We start from the raw sequence: 17,429 nt of genomic DNA on the forward strand, positions 1-17,429 counted from the left end.
ATACAGTGGCCCCATGTCCACGCAAACCGCCCCAGCTACCCACCGCCCCACCGGCCTGCAAGGCCTGCGGCGCCGCGTTCTCTACGTCACCCTGTACGAGCTCATCGCCATCGTGGCCGCCACGGCGGCGCTGGCGTGGCTCACGGGGCAGGGGCCGGGGCATTCGGGCGTGGTCGCGGTGGCCGCCTCGGCCATCGCGGTGGTGTGGAACCTCGTGTTCAACTGGGCGTTCGAGCGCTGGGAGGCGCGCCAGCCGGTGCGCGGGCGCAGCACGGCGCGCCGCATCGCCCATGCCATCGGGTTCGAGGGCGGCCTGGTCTTCACCCTGGTGCCGCTGTTCGCCTGGTGGTTCAAGGTCAGCCTGTGGCAGGCCTTCGTGATGGACCTGGGGCTGATCGCCTTCTTTCTTTGCTACACCTTCGTCTTCAACTGGGGCTTCGACCGCATCTTCGGCCTGCCGGCATCGGCCCAGGCGGGACCGTCCGGCGTTCAGGCCACCACGAAGGCCACCCCCCAGACCGTGATTCAGTGATTCAGTAAGGCAGCGCGAAGCCGTTGCGTCCGGCGTTGATGCGCGTGACCGTGGGGGTGCCGTTCACCTCCTGCGCGGTGAGCGATACGCTGGCGCCCGGCACCAGCAGGCTGCGGTCGCCGCCGCGGAAGGTCACCACCGGTGCGCCGGGCGGCACGATGACGGTCTTCTCGCCACCCTGGTAGGTGAGCTTCAGCGTGCGGCCCTTGGCGGCCCCGCCGGCGGCATCGGACACGCCTGCCACGTCGGCCACGGTGGCGTTGGTCATGGTGCTTTGGGGCTGCAGGTCGAACGGGCGGTGGCCCTCGCCGGCCCCGCGCGCGGATTCGGGGAACACCGTGACGGCGATGGCGCGCTGGGTGCCGTCCGCCTGGGGCAGCGCAGCCGTGCCGATGAAGCTGCCCGGCTGGATGTCCGCCAGCGCGATCGGATAGACCTCCTGCACCACCAGCGTGGGCGAAAGCGCCAGCGTGACAGTCTGCCCGCCGCGTTCCTTGACGGTGAGCGACGTGGGCGTGGCGGCTTCGATGGTGCCGCGCAGGCGCACGGTCTGGGCGGGTGCGGCGGCGGGGGATGCCGCCGTGGGCGCTGCGGCCGGGGCTGTCTGGGCCGTGGCCGCGCCGGCGCCCAGGATCAGGGTGGCCGCCACGAAGAGCGGGGACAGGCGTGCGGGGTCGGGAAGGGGTTTCATGGCGTGGCGCGGCAGCGTGCAGTGAAAGAGGCTGCCCATGATGCCCGAAGCGCCCGGGCCAGGCGTTGCCGGGCGTTTCAGTGTGCCGAGCCGGCGCCGAAGCGAAAGCTTGACGCCGTCACGCCGCCGTACACGCCTTCCTCGTGGTACACGCAGTCGGCCCGTTCGGCCTCGGCCGCGCCAGCCGCGACCATGAGCGGAATCAGGTGGTCCTCGCGCGGGTGGGCGATGCGGGCCGCCGGCGCGCTTTCCCAGCCCATCAGCCGCGCGGGCCGGTCGGCCGGATCCGCGTGCACCAGCGCGTCCTGCAGCCATTGGTCGAACGCCACCGAAGGCGCCCGCCCGGCCTCGCCGAAGCGGCGCAGGTTGTGGTAGCTCAGCCCGCTGCCGACGATCAGCACGCCTTCATGGCGCAGCGGCGCCAGCGCGCGGCCGAGCGCCAGGTGCTGGGCCGGGTCCAGATCGCGCTGCAGCGACACCTGGATCACCGGCACGTCGGCGGCCGGATACATCACCTGCAGCGGCGCGAAGGTGCCGTGGTCGAAGCCCCGCTCGGCATCGAGCCTGCTGGGCAGGCCGGCTGCCCCGATGAGAGCCGAGACCCGCTGCGCCAGGGCGGGCGCGCCCGGCGCCGGGTAGCGCACCTCGTAGGTGTGGGGCGGAAAGCCGTGGTAGTCGTACACCATCGGCGGCCGGGGGCTGGACATCACGGCGAAGGCCTCGTCCTCCCAGTGGCCGGACACCACCAGCACGGCCTGCGGGCGGGTGGCGATCTGGCGCGGGATGTCCTGCAGCGATTGCTCGAGCGCGCGCATGGTGCGGCGCATCTCGGGCACGTACGGCCAGGGGCCGCCGCCGTGCGACAGGAAATAGGTGGGCAGGGGGGAGGAGGGCGGGTGCATGGCGGTGGTCCGTGGGGGTGGGTGGGGCGGTCGAGGGCGAAAGGCGCCGGCGAGGGTGTCAGGCGCCGCGCGGGCGGATCGGCGCGCGCCGGGCGCGGCCCCATAGCACGAAGGTGCACAGCGCCAGCAGCACGAGGTTGAGCGGCACCACCATCGCCTCGCCCCGGCTCAGGTGAAAGGCGATGGCGAGCCCCTGCAGCACCACGCAGCACAGGGCCGCCAGCACGGTGAGCCGGGGCAGGATGCGTGTCAGCGCGGGCAGCAGGATGCCCAGGCCGCCCGCGATGTCGATCAGCCCAATGGCCCGCACGAAGGCGACGGGGTACTGCCCCGTCCACGGCATCATCGCGCTCAGTTCGGGAATGGGCGTGGTCAGCTTCACGACGCCCGAGGCGCAGAACACCGCGGCGACCAGCACCTGGGCGATCCAGAGGCCGATGCGCAGCGCCCGGCCCGCGGACGGGGTGGCGGCGGTGGGCGAATACGGGGTGGCGGGCATGGCGGTTCTCCAAGGGGGCCACAGAGCGTGGCGATGAAAGGGAATGGGACTGGACGCAATTTAAGATTTCCCCCAAAGGAAATCGATGGCGTTAGAGTGATGGCATCCTTTCCTTATTTGGCAACCATGAACCCTGCAGACCTGGAACTGACCGGCCTGCGCGTGTTCCAGGCGATCGTCGAAGCCGGCAGCTTCAGTGCCGCCGCGGACCGCCTGGGCATGGCGCCGCCCATGGTGAGCAAGCACATCGCCCGGCTGGAACGCACGCTGGGCGCGCGCCTGCTGCACCGCACGAGCCGCAGCATGAGCCTGACGGAGGCCGGCACGGCCTTCTACGAGCAGGGCCGGCAGGCGCTGGAACTGCTCGACGCCGCCGCGGCCTCGGTGGGCCACGGGCAGAACCGGCCGCGGGGCGAGTTGCGCATCAGCGCCCCCGTGTGGTGTGCGACGCCGCGCTTTGCCCGGCTGCTGGCCGACTATCGCCGGGCATGCCCCGAGGTGCGGCTGGACCTGCACCTGGACAACCGCATGGTGGACCTCGTCTCGGAGGGGTTCGACGTGGCGCTGCGCATGACCGCCGAGCCCGCGCCCCAGCTGATCGCGCGGCCCCTGTGCCAGATGGCGTTCCATCTGGTCGCGGCGCCCGGCTTCCAGCCCGGCCCCGACGGGGGCGTTGATTCGGGCGGTGCGCCCCGGCCCATCCCGATGGTCATGCCCAACTACGTGCAACTCGAGCGCCTCAAGAATGCCCTGCAGGAAGGCATGCACCGGCACATCGACGCCGTGATGAAGTCCAGTGACAGCACCCTGAGCTACCACGCCGTGGTGGCCGGCATGGGCGCGGCCTTCCTGCCCGCATGGCTGGTGGACGACGACCTGGCCAGCGGGCGGCTGGAGCAACTGCCGGGCGATACGGAGTTCGTGGGCACGCTGTATGCCGTCTATGCCAGCCGGCGACAGATGCCGCTCAAGCTGCGCAGCTTCATCGACTTTCTGGCCGAGCGCCTGGGTGGGGCGCCATTGCCGTCCTGACGCTCGCGCACCGATGACAATGCGCACAGCCGCCGCCGGAGATCCCACCACCCAAGGTAGCCCATTCCAACGCCATGCGATCCCCTGGAGAGCGCGATGACAGAAACGAGGACCCTCCCGTCGCAAGGATCGCTGCTGTCGGTGCAGGCCATGGGGCAAGGCCTGCCCGTCGTGTTCCTCCACGCCGCGGTGTGCGACAGGCGCATGTGGGCGGCCCAGATGGGCGCACTGGCCGGCACCTGCCGGGTGATGGCCTATGACCGCCCCGGATTCGGTGACTCGCCCCTGCGCACGGCCGATTCGTCATCAATGGCGGATGGGCTGGCCGTTCTGGAGGGTCTGGGCGTGACGGAACCGGCTGTCGTGGTGGCCTGCTCCCAGGGCGGCCGCATCGCGCTGGAGATGGCGTTGGCGCATCCGTCCAGGGTGCGGGGCCTCTTTCTGATCGCCCCCTCGCTCAGCGGCGCCCCGGCGCCGGCGTATCCCCCCGAGATCGAAAGCCTGCTGCAAGCGCAGCAACTCGCGGAGCAGGCGCGGGACTGGGAGGCACTGAACCAGATCAAGGCACGCCTCTGGCTGGATGGCCCCCTGTCGCCCGAACTCCGGGTGGGGGGCGACGCGCGAAAGCTGTTCCTGGCGATGAATGCGATCGCCATCGCGAACAGGCTCCGGGGCGGAGAGACAGACAACGTGCCGGTGTACGGCAGGCTCGCGGAGATTCGGTTGCCTGCCCAAGTGGTCTGGGGTGACCTGGATTTTCCCCACGTTCAGCAGCGCGCCCAGATGGTTGCAGACCAGATTCCGAATGCACAGGGGATCGCGTTGCACGGCGTGGCGCATCTGCCGTCCCTGGAGTGCCCCGATGCCGTCACGGGTTGGCTGAGGCGGTTTTTGGGCGAGGTATGAAGCCGGTGGAGAGGCTGTTGTCTCTGCCACGCGAACCCGTGTCCGAAGGTTTTCCCTGCAAGCAGGCGCTCTGCCCGTCTGTCGAATCACCCTATCGATCCAGCCGCTTGCTGGACAGAAACTGCTGCATCTGATCGGCCACCTGCACGTTGTTCAGGTCGGAGAACGGGAAGTGCGTGTTGCCGCGTATTCCGATCTCGGGAAGAAGCACCAGCTTCGCGTCGCCGCCATGCCGGTTGACGGCCTCGACCCACAGCCGTGCCATTGCCAGCCGCACGCGCCAGTTGTCCAGTCCGGGGTCAGTGCTCGGCGCTGCAGGGATGTTGTCGCCGTAGTAGAGGACGATGGGAATCCGCGTGAGCGCCTTGAACTGCGCCATCGGCACCGCGACCCCGTTCAGCGGGCCGGTCAGGCTGGGCAGGGTGGGGGGCACTTCGCCTTCGGGAAACACAAAGCCGCTTCCGGGCTCGTAGGAGACGACGGCGCGGATGGCGGGGTTGTCCATGACGGCCTTCCAGCCGAGCCCACCGCTGTAGGAGTGCGTCACCAACACGCCGGGCCCGATGCGCCGGAACAGCGCGGACATGGCATCGACGGCCACGGGGTTGTCCAGGGGGCCGGTGTCGGGCGCCATTTGCCGAAAGAACTGGTTCAAGGACTCCGGGTCGCCCGGAAACTGCACCTGCGGATAGAAATTCGGCCAGACACCCAGGCGAAAAACGTTGAACCAGCGCTGCTCGTCGGGCTCCGCCGTGATCTGGCCGGCCACGGTGCTGCGGCCGGCACCCCCTCTGCGCGGCTGATCGACGAGGTAGACCGGAAATCGGCGGCGCAGAAAGATCGTCTGGAACCCTTCGCGGCCATCGGGCGTGGTCTCCCACGTTTTGGAGAACACGCCGAAGCCGTGCCACATCACCAGGGGCAGTTGGCGCGCGTTCACCGGGATCTGGTAGGTCACGCGGGCATGGTCGCCGTGCAAGGTCTGCCCGGCCGGTCCCGGCTGTCCGAGGACGTAGGTGCCAGGACTTTGCACGACGGTGCCGCCGACCGCGAAACTGCCCTGCGCCTGGACGGCGATGGGTGCAGAAGCCGCAGTCTCCTGCGGCGCGGCATGGGCGTGAAGAGCGACCGTGCCGCCGAGCAGCGCGGTCAGGGTCTTGCAGAGATGGCGTTGCATGGTGTTCCTACACGGGGTCGGGGCTTTGTGCTTTCTCATTGGACAGGGGTCTTGAAGACGTCCCGCGCCACGCCGGCAGCCGTCACGGCGTTCGGCCAGCCCGCATAGAACGCCAGGTGTGTCAGGGCCTCGACCAGTTCCGACTCGGTGACGCCGTTTTGCCGCGCCAGCGCCATGTGCGAGCGCAGCTGGTCGGGGCGGTTCATCGCAATCAGTGCGCTGACGGTGACCAGGCTCCGGTCACGCGGCGACAGGCCCGGCCTGGCCCAGACATCGCCGAACAGCACGTCGTCGGTGAGCTGGGCCAGCTTCGGCGCGACGTCGCCGAGCAACTGCTGGGCACGGGAGGGCTGGGCCGCAGAAGCGGAGGGGGTCGGGGGCGTGTCCGTGCGCGGCTTTGCCTGGTAGTCCTGTTCGCTGACCGGCTCCAGCCAGTCCACGGTCTTGCCGTCCTGCGCTTCCTGGATGGCGATGTGCGCCATGGCGCTGTCCGGTGCGGCGCCGTGCCAGTGGCGTGCATGGGGCGGGATGCGCACGACATCGCCCGGACGTATTTCCTCGACGGGTCCACCCCAGCGCTGCACGCGGCCGACCCCTTCCGTCACGACCAGCGTCTGGCCCAGCGGATGGGTGTGCCACGCGGTGCGGGCACCGGGGGCGAAGCGGACTTTGCCCGCCGAGGTGCGGGTGCCGCCGTCGGGGGTGAAGAGCATCTCGACCTGGACCGTGCCGGTGAAGTTCTGCGCCGGTGCCGACTGCACCGGGCGCGAGGCCGCGCGGGAGATCCGGATTTCCGGCTCGGCGGCGCCGGCGGTGTTCAGCATCGAGAGCGCAAGCGCAGCGGCTGCGATGGGTTTCATGGTGTGCCTCCTTGGCGTGTGGTGGACGGGAGATGGGCTTGCAGCCATTGCGTCACCTGGGCCATGGTGCGCCGCTCCTGGTCCGCCTCCATGGCGAAGCCGCGGTGCAGCCGCGCCTTCGGCGCATGGGCGGCGAGCACGGACGGGCTGTTTCCCAATCCGTAGCCCCCGTGGGTGACGAAGGGGATCAAGGCCTTGCCTGCAAGATCGTGTGTGGAGAGGAACGAGCGGATGGCAGGAGGTGCCGTCTCGCCCCAGATCGGAAAGCCCAGGAAGATCGTGTCGTAGCGGCCGATGCCCGGCACCTGCGCATGCAGCGCGGGTTCAAGGCCGCTGTCGCGCTCTTTCCGGGCTTGCTCGACCACCGCGAGGTATTCCGCGGGATAGGGCGCGGCCGTCTGGATCTCGAAGAAATCGGCACCGTGGGCGCGCTGGATCAGGCCGGCCACGACGCGCGTGTTGCCGGTGCGCGAGAAGCAGGCCACCAGCGTGGTCGGCGATGGGCCTGGGCGCGGCCCCTCCGATCGGGTGCTGGCGCCTGCCGGGCCGCCGAGCGACAGCCCCGCCAGCGAGGCCATCAGCGCACGCCGGTCAGCTGCTGGTGGGAATGCCATGCGAGCGCCTGTGCATCAACGTCCCACGCGCGCCTGCAGCGCTGCGGGATAGCGGTCGCCTTTGATCGGCACTTCGGCCAGCACGCGCGCGATACTGCGGAGATCGTCGGCGGAAAGCGCCAGGGATGCCGCGCCCAGGTTCTCGTCCAGACGGTGCCGCTTCGTCGTTCCGGGAATGGGCACGATCCACGGTTTTTGCGCCAGCAGCCACGCCAGGGCCACCTGTGCGGGCGTCACGCCCTTGGCTTGCGCAATGGCGCCCAAGGACTCGACCAGCGCCTGGTTGGCCTGGCGCGCCTGCGGACTGAAGCGGGGCACGATGCTGCGGAAGTCGTCCTGGCCGAAGGGCGTGGTCGGGTCGATGGCCCCGGTGAGAAACCCCTTGCCCAGGGGGCTGAACGGTACGAAGCCGATCCCCAGCTCTTCCAGGGTCGGCAGGATCGCCTGCTCCGGTTCGCGCCACCACAGGGAGTATTCACTCTGCAAGGCGGTCACCGGCTGCACCGCGTGGGCACGGCGGATGGTCTGCGCCCCGGCCTCCGACAGGCCGAAGTGGCGCACCTTGCCTTCGGCGATCAGCGCCTTCACGGTGCCGGCGACATCCTCGATCGGCACATCGGGGTCCACCCGGTGCTGGTAGAGCAGGTCGATCACGTCCGTGCGCAGGCGCTTGAGCGAACCCTCCACCGCCCGGCGGATGTGCTCGGGCCGGCTGTTGAGAATCTGCTGCTTGCCGTCGTCCCCGAAGGTGAAGCCGAACTTGGTGGCGATCACGACCTGATCGCGCATCGGTGCCAAGGCTTCGCCGACCACCTCCTCGTTGAGATAGGGGCCGTACACCTCTGCGGTGTCGAAGAAGGTCACGCCGCGCTCCACCGCGGCCCGGATGAGAGAGACCGCCTGCTGCCGGTCGGTCGCCGGCCCATAGCCATGGCTCAGGCCCATGCAGCCCAGGCCCAGTGCGGCCACCTGCAGGCCGGATTGGCCCAGTTGACGTTTTTCCATGGGGTTCACCTCACAACGTCTTTGCGTAGAACGCAGTCAGCTTGGCCATGGCCGCATTCACGTAGCGCGGGACCCAATAGGTCTCGATGTGGGTGGCCCCTTCGATCTTGAACAGTTCCTTGTCCTTGGCGCCGGTGGCCTTGGCGAAGGCGTCCTCGCTCATGTACAGGCTGTCGGCCTGGCTGCCGGCGATCATCAGCAAGGGCTGCTCGATCAGGTCGATATGGTCGGTCGCATCCCAGCGCATCAGGTCCACCAGGCTGCTCATCGTGTACTTGAAGGTCGAGTTCGGGTGTGCGTGCGTCTTCCAGTAATACGCGTAGCCCTGGCGGTACAGGTCGAAGGGCAGCTTTGCGATCTGCTCGTCGGTGAGGTTGGCGTCGCCTGCGTAAAGGACTTCTCCGCCCGCGGCCTCCTGCGCCCGGGCGGCCGAAGCCTGCTGCAGCCGTTGCGGCACGGTGTGGAGTTGGGAATCCGCATAGCCATTGCGGCGCACCCGTCCCGAATTGAACATGCTGACCGTCGCGACCGACTTGAACCGCTTGTCCGTCTGGGCCGCAGCCAGCGAATACCCACCGCCGCCGCACAGGCCCAGCAGCGCCATGCGCTGGGGGTCCACCCCGGCATACCGCGCCAGGAAATCCGCCATGCCGTGGATGTCCTCGATGCGGTTCGCGGGTTTGTCCACGCTGCGAGGCAGCCCGCCGCTGGCACCCTGGTAGGCCGCATCCGCCGCGATCGTGATGTAGCCCTGCTCGGCCAGTCGTTGCGCGTACAGGCCCGCCACCTGCTCCTTGACCCCGCCGTTCGGATGCGCGACCACGACGGCGGGATAGGCCTTGGCGGGGTCGAAATGGGCCGGCGTGTAGACGTTCGCGGAAATGTCCAGGCCATTGAGCACGTATCTGACGGGGTGGATCTGAACCTTGCCGGGCTCGTTCCTGGTGATCGCACCTTCGTAGACCAGGGTGAAGGGGTTCTTCTCATGGTCCGCCGCGACGGCCTCTGCGCCGGCGATGCCGACCATCGCCGCAAGAAGCGTGGTTTTCAATGGGTTGGGAATCATGGGCGAGGCTCCTGTCCAGAAAGGGTTGTGGAATCCGGGTGGCTGCGCACGCTGCGACTGGCAACGGATCGTTGTCATCGCGACTGCGCAGCGTTCCACCCTTGCCTCGGACTTTAGGCAGTGGGGCTGCAAGCCACTAGCCCGCTTCAGCTTGCACCAGTGGCAAGTAAAGGTTGATACTGGGGCGCGCCGACAGCGTGTTCTCATCCGGTCACACCCACCATGCCCATCAATGAATTCAAGGCGATCTCCACCTTCGCCAAGGCCGTCGAACTGGGGAGCATCCGACAGGCGGCCCTGGCGCAAGGGGTCTCTCCGCAGGCGGCGAGTCAGGCCATCGCCCAACTGGAGCAGCACCTCGGTGTTCGGCTGCTTCACCGCACGACCCGCCATCTCGCGCTCACCGAAGAGGGACAGAACCTGCTGGAGAGCACACAGCCGGCACTGGCGGCGCTGGACCGGGCCCTGGCCTCGGCCCGCCAGAGCAAGGAGGGCATTGCCGGTCCCCTGCGCATCGTCGGACCCAGGACCTCCTTTGCGGAAATCCTGATGCCGGTGCTGGACGAGTTCTGCCAGGCCCATCCCGGCATTCAACCGGACGTTCACCTGGACGACGGCATTGGCAACTGGGTGCAGGACCGGGTCGATATCGGTTTCAGAATCGGGGCATCGCCCCAGGAGGGGGTGATCGGCCGCCAGTTGTTTCCGATCCAGATGATCGTGTGCGCCGCCCCGGCGTATCTGGCTGCGCACGGCATGCCCCACACGCTGGAGGATCTGGCCACACACCGATGCAGCGTGTACCGCCATCCGGCCACGGGGAAGGTCTCCGCCTGGTATCTGACCGTCGATGGAAAGGTCGAGCACCGGCAGATGTCGCCAGCGTTCGCGACCAACGATTCCGAGCTGGAATTGCAGGCCGTGCTGTCGGGGCAGGTGATCGGGCAGCTCGCGAATTTCTCCGCGGCCTCGCATATCCGGGCGGGGCGGTTGGTGCCCGTGCTGGTGGCGCACCTCAGCACCCACATCGGCCTGCATATCTACTACGGAAACCGCACCGCCCAGCCCAGGCGGGTGCGGGCGTTCCTGGACCTTGCGATCGCTCGCCTGCTCGATTGCCCCGCTTACGTGCTCTCCGGCAAGGAACTGGCCTCGGCCACGCAGGGAGCGAGGCGCGCGTTGTCGAAGGGCGCCGTGGCCCGGCCCTAGTCCTGCAGCAGCTGCCCTGCCAGCGCCGCCGCGGCGGTGCGCGTTTCCACGCCGAGCTTTTCGAAGATGTGCTCCAGGTGCTTGTTCACGGTGCGCGGGCTCATGCCCAAAATATCAGCGATGTCGCGGTTGGTCTTGCCCTTGGCGAGCCACGACAGCACCTCGGTCTCGCGCGGGGTCAGCGCCACGGGCGGCAACCGCGGCGCGGCGGTGCCTGCGGCCGGGCCCTGGCTCAGCAGCAGCATCGACTCGGCCAGGCCGCTCGCGCCCAGGTGGCGGGCCTGCAACTGGAGGCCGCCGGGCAGGGGCGTGCTGGCTTCGCCCTGCCGCTGGGCCTGCGCCAGCCAGCGCGCGGGGTCGCCCGCGGGAGCGTCGCCGTGCCCGCCGAAGGCGGCCTCCAGCCAGCGCGTGGCCTGCGGCGAGCGCCAGGCGATGCGGTCCTGGCCGTCGAGCACGACCACGCCCAGGCCCGCCACGTCCACGGCCTCGCGCGCCAGCCGGGCCGCCTGCGCGTTGGCCACGTGGGTGGCCAGCCGGGCCATCACCTCGGGAATGCGCAGGGGCTTGACCACATAGTCCACGCCGCCGCTGGCAAAGCCGCGCAGGATCTGCTCGGTCTCCGACAGCCCGGTCATGAAGACGATGGGCACGTGCGCCCACGGCGGCGTGGCCTTGATGCGGCGGCACAGCGCGAAGCCGTCGGTGCCGGGCATCACCGCATCGAGCAGCATGCCGTCGGGCACGGTCACCTCGAAGCGCTCGATGGCCTCGTCGGCATCGCGCGCGGCCAGCACGGCATAGCCTTCGCCTGCCAGCGCATCGCACAACATGCGCAGGGTGTCCAGCGCATCGTCCACCACCAGGATGACGCGGCGCGGGGCGGCGGCCTGCACGCTGTCAGGGGAGTTCGTCATGTTCGGGTTCTCGCAGAAGGTGGGCCAGGGCATCGAAGTCGAAGCGGTCCGCGCAGGCCTGCAGCTGCGCCAGCGCGGCGGCATGGCCAGGCAGGCCTTCGCGTGCGCTGCGCAGCCGCTCGCGCACGGCGGCGGCCTGGCCCTGCCGCGCCAGGCGGTTCAGGTCTTCGCGCAGCTCGGCAGGCAGGGTGTGGGGCGGCGGCGCGGGGCTGGCGGGTGGCGATCCCGGGGTGGCAGGGGCCTTGGCCGGCGTGTTGTCGTGCACCCATTCCAGTTGCAGGGCGGCCTGCAGGGCCTGCAGCAGCTCCGATTCGATGATGGGCTTGCCCACGAAACCCTGGTACTCGGCCGCTCCCAGCCGCGTGGGCTCGTTGTCGAACTGGTTGGCCGAGACGAAGACGATCGGCAGCGCTGCCGCCGGGCGCAGCGCCCGCAGCAGGGCGGCCGTCTGCCAGCCGTCGAGGTCGTCCATGGTGATGTCCAGCAGCACGAGGTCGGGGGGCGCCTGCCGCACGATCTCCAGGCATTCGCGGCCGCTGGCTGCCTCGCGCACGGTGAACCCCAGCGGCACCAGCAACCCGGCCAGCAGCTGGCGCTGCAGCGGCTGGTCGTCCACCACCAGCAGCGTGCGGCGCGGCGCGATGTGGCCGATGACAGGCCGCAGGGCCACGGCGTGCGTGGGGCGCCAGGCCGGGTCGGGGGAGATGCCGGGCAGGTACAGCCGCACGGTGAAGGTGCTGCCCTGCCCGTGCCGGCTGGCCACGGTGAGCTGGCCCCCCATGAGTTCGGTGAGCAGGTGCGTGATGGTGAGGCCCAGGCCCGTGCCCGCCTCGCTCGCGCGGCGCCCGGCGCTGCCGCGCTCGAACGGCAGGAAGATGCGCTCCAGGTCCTGCGGCTCGATGCCGATGCCGGTGTCGATCACCTCGATGCGCGAGACGTGCGGGCGAAAGTCCAGGCGCAGCCGCACCTCGCCCTGCTGGGTGAAGCGCACGGCGTTGGACAGCAGGTTGATGAGGATCTGGCGCAGCCGCTTTCCATCGGCCCGGATCCAGTCGGGCACGGTGCCCAGCGTCTCCACCACGAAGGCCAGGCCCCGGGCCTCGGCCTGCGGGCGCAGCATGCCTTCGACATTGCGGATCAGCTCGGCCAGCGGCAGCGGCGCCAGGTCCAGCCGCAGCCGGCCCGCCTCGATGCGGGCCAGCTCGAGCGAGCCGTCGATCAGCGCGTGCATGTGCTGGCCGCTGTGCTGCATGGTGGACAGCGTCTCGCGCATCCAGCCGTCGGTCTCGGGGTTCTTGAGCAGGATCTGCGTGTAGCCGAGGATGCTGTTGAGCGGCGAGCGCAGCTCGTGCGTCATGCCGGCCACGTAGCGCGTCTTGGCCATGCTGGCGGATTCGGCCCGGTCCTTGGCGGCCTGCAGCTCGGCATCGGTGCGCTTGTGGGCTTCGATCTCCTGCAGCAGCAGCTGCGTCTGCCGCTCGGACTCGTCCTGCGCCATGCGCCGGCTGTCGGTGCTGAGCACCACCCACCAGGCGCACACGGCCGCCAGCAGGGACAGCAGGGCGAACACCTTCAGGAACGGGGTGCGCAGGAACTGGGCCGGTGTCTCCAGCCCCTCCTGCACATAGACCACGCCCACCAGGAACGCCATCACCGCGCACAGCGACACCAGCACCATCAGGTACTGGCCGAGGCGGAAGTTCACCCGGGCCGCCCAGGTGCGCGGCAGCAGCAGCGCGGCCACCGCGCGCAATTGGTCGGCCGCGCGCGAGCCGGTCTTGCAGCGGTCGTGGCAGCGCGATTCGAGCGAGCAGCACAGCGAGCAGATGGGCGCGCCGTAAGCCGGGCAGCGGGCCATGTCTTCGGACTCGAACGGGTTCTCGCACACCGCGCAACGCACGGACTCGCCGGGCTTCCACAGCGTGTCCGGCATGCGGGCCAGGTAGTAGCGCCCGCCGGTGGCCCAGGCCAGCAGCGGCGACAGCGCCATCGACAGCGCCAGCGCGATGAAGGGAGAGAACGCGGCCGCATGGTCGCCCAGCAGGCCGGCGTAGGCGCAGCAGGCCACGGCGGCCGCCAGCACCATGGCCCCCAGGCCCACGGGGTTGAAGTCGTACAAATGCGCCCGCCGGAACTCGATGCCCCGGGGCGACAGGCCCAGCGGCTTGTTGATGACGAGATCGGCCACCAGCGCACCCACCCAGGCGATGGCCACGTTGCTGTACACGGCCAGCACCTTCTCCAGCGCGCCGAACACGCCCAGCGTCATCAGGAGCGTGGCGATGCCCACGTTGAACACCAGCCACACCACGCGTCCCGGGTGGCTGCGCGTGATGCGGGCGAAGAAATTGGACCAGGCGAGCGAGCCCGCGTAGGCATTGGTCACGTTGATCTTCACCTGCGAGACCACCACGAACACCACCGTGACCGCCACGGCCAGGCCCGGCAGCCCCAGCGCCTGCATGACCTGCTGAAAGCCGGCCAGGAACATCTGCGTGGGCTCGGCCGCACGGTGCGTTCCCACCTCGAACTGCAGCGCGGCGAAGGCGAGGAACGCGCCGCCCGCCATCTTGAGCATGCCCATCACGATCCAGCCCGGGCCGGCCACCAGCACCGCGCCCCACCAGCGCCAGCGGTTGGCGGCGGTGCGCTCGGGCAGAAAGCGCAGGATGTCCACCTGCTCGCCGATCTGCACCACCAGGGAGAAGATCACCGCCGCCGCGGCGCCGAACATGAGCGGATCGAACTGGCTGCTGCCGCTCTTGAGGCCCGACAGCCCCGCGAAGTCGCGGTACAGCTGCGGCTGCGCGAGCGCGATCCACACGAAGGGCAGCAGCAGCAGGAAGAGCCACAGCGGCTGCGTCCACGCCTGCAGCCGGGAGATGAGCGTGATGCCGCGCATGGCCAGCGGCAGGATCACGAGGGACGACAGCACATAGCACCACTGCAGCGGCCAGTCCACCACCATCTGCAGTGCCAGCGCCATGATGGCGGCCTCCAGCGCGAAGAAGATGAAGGTGAACACCGCGTAGATCAGCGAGGTGATGGTGGAGCCCAGGTAGCCGAAGCCCGCGCCGCGCGTGAGCAGGTCCATGTCCAGCCCGTAGCGCGCCGCGCAGTAGGCGATCGGCAGGCCGGTGAGAAAGATCAGCACGCCCACCGCCAGGATGGCCCACATCGCATTGGCGAAGCCGTAGTTGAGCGCGATGGCGCCGCCGATGGCTTCGAGCGCCAGGAACGACAGCGAGCCGAACGCCGTGTTGGCCACGCGCCATTCGCTCCAGCGCCGAAAGCCCTTGGGCGTGTAGCGCAGCGCGTAGTCCTCCATCGTCTCGTCGGCCACCCAGGCGTTGTATTCGCGGCGGAACCGAAAAATGGTCTGCGGCGCGGTCTGGGGGGTGGGCGGTGCGATCGGGGCCATGCCGGGCCTGCATGCAAGAAACGTTCTTGTCCGCGCCGTACGCCGGGGCCGGGCGGGCGGCTACGTCAATTGACGTATGGGCGCGCAGCAGGGTTGTCCCTAATCTTGGCCCCAGCGCGGAACCACCGACGCCATCCAACCACCCCGTATTGCCTGTTGCAAGGAGCGCTCCCATGAAGCACCCCCTCGATCCGAATGTCTCCCCCCTCCTGGCCGCGGATGCGGGCCGCCGCCGGCTGCTGCAGGCCATGGGGGCCGCCTCGGTGGCGGGCCTGCCCGCATGGTCCTTCGCGCAGCCCACGGCGCAGGTCAACACCACCAAGCTGGCGGTGACGGACACCGAGGTCACCGTGGGCCAGCTGCATTCGGCGACCGGCACCATGGCCATCTCGGAGACGGGATCGATCCAGGCCGAGCAGCTCGCCATCGACCAGATCAACGCCATGGGCGGCGTGCTGGGCCGCAAGATCAAGGTCATCAAGGAAGACGGCGCCTCCGACTGGCCGACGTTCGCCGAAAAGTCCAAGAAGCTGCTCATCAACGACCACTGCGCCGCCGTGTTCGGCTGCTGGACCAGCGCATCGCGCAAGGCCGTGCTGCCCGTGTTCGAGAAGGAGAACGGCCTGCTGTACTACCCCACGTTCTACGAGGGCCTGGAGCAGTCCAAGAACGTGATCTACACCGGCCAGGAGGCCACGCAGCAGATCCTGTACAGCCTGGAATGGGCCAAGACCGAGAAGAAGGCCAAGACCTTCTTCCTGATCGGCTCGGACTACATCTGGCCGCGCACCTCGATGAAGATCGCGCGCAAGCACGTGGAGAACTTCCAGAAGGGCAAGGTCGTGGGCGAGGAGTACTACCCGCTGGGCAGCACCAACTTCGGCTCGCTCATGAACAAGATCAAGGTGCAAAAGCCCGACTGCCTGTTCGTCGCCGTGGTGGGCGGCTCCAACGTGGCGTTCTACAAGGCGCTCAAGGCGGCGGGCATCACGGGCGACAAGCAGCTGCTGGTGACGCTGTCGGTCACCGAGGACGAGATGACCGGCGTGGGCGGCGAGAACTTCGCGGGCTTCTATTCATCGATGAAGTACTTCCAGTCGCTGGACAACGAGAACAACAAGAAGTTCGTGGCCGCCTTCAAGGCCAAGTACGGCCCCAATGCGGTGATCGGCGACGTCACGCAGGCGGGCTACCTGGGCCCCTGGCTGTGGAAGGCCGCTGTCGAGAAGGCCAAGAGCTTCGACGTGGACAAGGTGGTGGCCGCATCGCCGGGCATCGAACTCAAGACCGCGCCCGAGGGCTACGTGAAGGTGGACGTCAACCACCACCTGTGGAGCAAGTCGCGCATCGCGCAGGGGCTGCCGGACGCCACGTTCAAGGTGGTGGCCGAATCGCCCGAACTCATCAAGCCCGATCCCTTCCCCAAGGGATACCAGTGACCACCCCCTGAGGCGCTGCGCGCCTTCCCCCTCTCGCTGCGCGGGAGGGGGACGACACCTTCGGTGCGGGGCGGCCCTTCCTCGGTGTCCCCGGCATGAGGCCGCGCCGGTCGTCAGTCCCGCGCCTGGTGCGGACCGTCGTGAGGGCGGCACTGCCGCATCGGTATTTTTTCCTTGATGGGCTTGCACGCAGGAGCTGCACCATGACCTTTTCCGAAATGATGAACATCGGCCTGATGCAGGGCTTCGCCGGCCTGAGCCTGTTCGCCGTGCTGCTGCTCATGGGCCTGGGGCTGGCGATCATCTTCGGCCAGATGGGTGTCATCAACATGGCGCACGGCGAGTTCATGACCATCGGCGCCTACACCATCTACCTGGGCTCCACGCTCGCGTCCACGCACGCGCCGCAGTGGATGCCGTTCTATTTCCCGCTGGCCATCGCCGCGGCCTTCGGCTTCGCGTTCATCGCGGGTTGGCTGGTGGAGTGGGGCCTGATCCGCCACCTGTACAAGCGCCCGCTGGACACCCTGCTGGCCACCTGGGGCATCAGCCTGGGGCTGCAGCAGTGCTTTCGCACCTTCATCGGCCCCAAGGAAGTGAGCCCGACCCTGCCCGACTGGCTGCTCGGATCGTGGGCGCCCGCCGAGGGGCTGGACATTCCCATCAACGGCCTGTTCGTGCTGGCGCTCACGCTGGTGGTGACGGCGGGCGTGCTGCTCGCGCTGCACAGGAGCCGCTGGGGCCTGCGGGTACGCGCCACGGTCAGCAACCGGGTAATGGCCAACGCCATCGGCATCGATACGAAGAAGACCGACCGCCTCACCTTTGCCATCGGCTGCGGTATCGCGGGGGTGGCGGGCGCTGCGTTCACCACCATCGGCTCCACGGGGCCCACCTCGGGCTCGCTCTACATCGTTGATGCGTTCCTCGTCGTCACCTTCGGCGGCGCGGCGAGCCTGCTGGGCACGGTGGTGTCGGCCTTCGGCATCGCGCAGACGCAGTCGATCACCGAGTTCTTCCTGGCCGGCTCCATGGCCAAGGTGATCACGCTGTCGCTGATCGTGCTGATCCTGATGGTGCGGCCGCAGGGCCTGTTCGCCTCGAAGGTGCGCCGCTGAACGCGCGCCCACTGCTTTTCCCCCACCCTGCACCCACCGGAGTC

General features: G+C 68.9%; 16 protein-coding genes. 6 read left to right on the plus strand and 10 right to left on the minus strand.

Translation table 11 applies throughout. The features are described from left to right. Nucleotides 1-55: 55 nt before the first annotated feature. The gene (locus tag AVTE2539_RS10670; RefSeq protein ID WP_284410702.1) at nt 56-532 is read left to right on the plus strand and encodes a PACE efflux transporter; all 477 of its coding nucleotides are present in this window, start codon (nt 56-58) and stop codon (nt 530-532) included. 1 nt (nt 533) lies between these two features. On the opposite strand, the gene AVTE2539_RS10675 is transcribed toward AVTE2539_RS10670, so the two are convergent. The 3 genes from AVTE2539_RS10675 to AVTE2539_RS10685 form a co-directional block, all read right to left on the minus strand. After that, nucleotides 534-1,223, minus strand: coding sequence for a hypothetical protein (locus AVTE2539_RS10675; protein WP_284410437.1), 690 nt, complete (start codon nt 1,221-1,223; stop codon nt 534-536). A 77-nt stretch (nt 1,224-1,300) separates the two neighbouring features. Continuing rightward, entirely contained in the window at nt 1,301-2,125 is an 825-nt protein-coding gene (locus AVTE2539_RS10680) for a DODA-type extradiol aromatic ring-opening family dioxygenase (RefSeq protein ID WP_284410439.1), read from the minus strand. Between the two features lie 58 nt (nt 2,126-2,183). Further along, nucleotides 2,184-2,624 (minus strand): DoxX family protein, encoded by a 441-nt coding sequence (locus AVTE2539_RS10685; RefSeq protein ID WP_284394691.1) that lies wholly within the window; start codon nt 2,622-2,624, stop codon nt 2,184-2,186. A gap of 126 nt (nt 2,625-2,750) precedes the next feature. On the opposite strand from AVTE2539_RS10685, the gene AVTE2539_RS10690 reads away from it, so the two are divergent. Together AVTE2539_RS10690 and AVTE2539_RS10695 are read left to right on the plus strand one after the other, a co-directional pair. Continuing rightward, nucleotides 2,751-3,656: a LysR family transcriptional regulator gene (locus tag AVTE2539_RS10690; protein ID WP_284410442.1), complete on the plus strand. Its 906-nt coding sequence runs from the start codon at nt 2,751-2,753 to the stop codon at nt 3,654-3,656. Nucleotides 3,657-3,806: 150 nt separating this feature from the next. Then, the gene (locus AVTE2539_RS10695) at nt 3,807-4,562 is read left to right on the plus strand and encodes an alpha/beta fold hydrolase (RefSeq protein WP_284410445.1); all 756 of its coding nucleotides are present in this window, start codon (nt 3,807-3,809) and stop codon (nt 4,560-4,562) included. Between the two features lie 91 nt (nt 4,563-4,653). Here the strand turns inward: AVTE2539_RS10695 and AVTE2539_RS10700 are convergent, their stop codons facing one another. Genes AVTE2539_RS10700 through AVTE2539_RS10720 form a run of 5 tightly spaced genes read right to left on the minus strand, consistent with a single transcriptional unit; the run spans nt 4,654 to nt 9,245 of the window. After that, nucleotides 4,654-5,739, minus strand: coding sequence for an alpha/beta hydrolase (locus tag AVTE2539_RS10700; RefSeq protein ID WP_284410447.1), 1,086 nt, complete (start codon nt 5,737-5,739; stop codon nt 4,654-4,656). Between the two features lie 35 nt (nt 5,740-5,774). Continuing rightward, a complete protein-coding gene (locus AVTE2539_RS10705) occupies nt 5,775-6,599 on the minus strand; it encodes a (R)-mandelonitrile lyase (protein ID WP_284410449.1) in 825 nt (274 codons plus the stop codon). Continuing rightward, entirely contained in the window at nt 6,596-7,213 is a 618-nt protein-coding gene (locus AVTE2539_RS10710; RefSeq protein ID WP_284410452.1) for a flavodoxin, read from the minus strand. Before AVTE2539_RS10710 ends, AVTE2539_RS10705 begins: the two co-directional genes overlap by 4 nt. 15 nt (nt 7,214-7,228) lie before the next feature. After that, nucleotides 7,229-8,218: an aldo/keto reductase gene (locus AVTE2539_RS10715; RefSeq protein WP_284410454.1), complete on the minus strand. Its 990-nt coding sequence runs from the start codon at nt 8,216-8,218 to the stop codon at nt 7,229-7,231. Nucleotides 8,219-8,228: 10 nt separating this feature from the next. Next, entirely contained in the window at nt 8,229-9,245 is a 1,017-nt protein-coding gene (locus AVTE2539_RS10720; RefSeq protein WP_284410704.1) for an alpha/beta hydrolase, read from the minus strand. A 261-nt stretch (nt 9,246-9,506) separates the two neighbouring features. Here AVTE2539_RS10720 and AVTE2539_RS10725 point away from each other — a divergent pair, with 261 nt between their 5' ends. Beyond that, nucleotides 9,507-10,493: a LysR family transcriptional regulator gene (locus AVTE2539_RS10725; protein ID WP_284410456.1), complete on the plus strand. Its 987-nt coding sequence runs from the start codon at nt 9,507-9,509 to the stop codon at nt 10,491-10,493. Here AVTE2539_RS10725 and AVTE2539_RS10730 read toward each other — a convergent pair. Beyond that, entirely contained in the window at nt 10,490-11,407 is a 918-nt protein-coding gene (locus AVTE2539_RS10730) for a response regulator transcription factor (protein WP_284410458.1), read from the minus strand. The two genes, AVTE2539_RS10725 and AVTE2539_RS10730, sit on opposite strands and share 4 nt — an antisense overlap. Then, nucleotides 11,391-14,828 carry a hybrid sensor histidine kinase/response regulator gene (locus tag AVTE2539_RS10735; RefSeq protein WP_284410460.1) on the minus strand — a complete coding sequence of 1,146 codons (3,438 nt, stop codon included), beginning with the start codon at nt 14,826-14,828 and terminating at the stop codon, nt 11,391-11,393. The genes AVTE2539_RS10730 and AVTE2539_RS10735 overlap by 17 nt, the downstream gene beginning before the upstream one ends. Before the next feature lie 173 nt (nt 14,829-15,001). On the opposite strand from AVTE2539_RS10735, the gene urtA reads away from it, so the two are divergent. Both urtA and urtB read left to right on the plus strand, forming a co-directional pair. Further along, nucleotides 15,002-16,267 (plus strand): urea ABC transporter substrate-binding protein, encoded by a 1,266-nt coding sequence (gene urtA, locus AVTE2539_RS10740; RefSeq protein ID WP_284410462.1) that lies wholly within the window; start codon nt 15,002-15,004, stop codon nt 16,265-16,267. A gap of 203 nt (nt 16,268-16,470) precedes the next feature. Next, nucleotides 16,471-17,385 (plus strand): urea ABC transporter permease subunit UrtB, encoded by a 915-nt coding sequence (gene urtB, locus AVTE2539_RS10745; protein WP_284394685.1) that lies wholly within the window; start codon nt 16,471-16,473, stop codon nt 17,383-17,385. Nucleotides 17,386-17,429: the final 44 nt, after the last annotated feature.

It is taken from the genome of Acidovorax sp. SUPP2539, from assembly GCF_030158975.1.
In the GTDB taxonomy this organism is placed as follows: Bacteria; Pseudomonadota; Gammaproteobacteria; order Burkholderiales; family Burkholderiaceae_C; genus Paracidovorax.

Excerpts from the sequence above, each read along its gene's own strand:
- AVTE2539_RS10675 (WP_284410437.1), bottom strand. The coding sequence starts at position 1,223 with ATGAAACCCCTTCCCGACCCCGCACGCCTGTCCCCGCTCTTCGTGGCG.
- AVTE2539_RS10680 (WP_284410439.1), bottom strand. The coding sequence starts at position 2,125 with ATGCACCCGCCCTCCTCCCCCCTGCCCACCTATTTCCTGTCGCACGGC.
- AVTE2539_RS10685 (WP_284394691.1), bottom strand. The coding sequence starts at position 2,624 with ATGCCCGCCACCCCGTATTCGCCCACCGCCGCCACCCCGTCCGCGGGC.
- AVTE2539_RS10690 (WP_284410442.1), top strand. The coding sequence starts at position 2,751 with ATGAACCCTGCAGACCTGGAACTGACCGGCCTGCGCGTGTTCCAGGCG.
- AVTE2539_RS10695 (WP_284410445.1), top strand. The coding sequence starts at position 3,807 with ATGGGGCAAGGCCTGCCCGTCGTGTTCCTCCACGCCGCGGTGTGCGAC.
- AVTE2539_RS10700 (WP_284410447.1), bottom strand. The coding sequence starts at position 5,739 with ATGCAACGCCATCTCTGCAAGACCCTGACCGCGCTGCTCGGCGGCACG.
- AVTE2539_RS10705 (WP_284410449.1), bottom strand. The coding sequence starts at position 6,599 with ATGAAACCCATCGCAGCCGCTGCGCTTGCGCTCTCGATGCTGAACACC.
- AVTE2539_RS10710 (WP_284410452.1), bottom strand. The coding sequence starts at position 7,213 with ATGGCATTCCCACCAGCAGCTGACCGGCGTGCGCTGATGGCCTCGCTG.
- AVTE2539_RS10715 (WP_284410454.1), bottom strand. The coding sequence starts at position 8,218 with ATGGAAAAACGTCAACTGGGCCAATCCGGCCTGCAGGTGGCCGCACTG.
- AVTE2539_RS10720 (WP_284410704.1), bottom strand. The coding sequence starts at position 9,245 with ATGGTCGGCATCGCCGGCGCAGAGGCCGTCGCGGCGGACCATGAGAAG.
- AVTE2539_RS10725 (WP_284410456.1), top strand. The coding sequence starts at position 9,507 with ATGCCCATCAATGAATTCAAGGCGATCTCCACCTTCGCCAAGGCCGTC.
- AVTE2539_RS10730 (WP_284410458.1), bottom strand. The coding sequence starts at position 11,407 with ATGACGAACTCCCCTGACAGCGTGCAGGCCGCCGCCCCGCGCCGCGTC.
- AVTE2539_RS10735 (WP_284410460.1), bottom strand. The coding sequence starts at position 14,828 with ATGGCCCCGATCGCACCGCCCACCCCCCAGACCGCGCCGCAGACCATT.
- urtA (WP_284410462.1), top strand. The coding sequence starts at position 15,002 with ATGAAGCACCCCCTCGATCCGAATGTCTCCCCCCTCCTGGCCGCGGAT.
- urtB (WP_284394685.1), top strand. The coding sequence starts at position 16,471 with ATGACCTTTTCCGAAATGATGAACATCGGCCTGATGCAGGGCTTCGCC.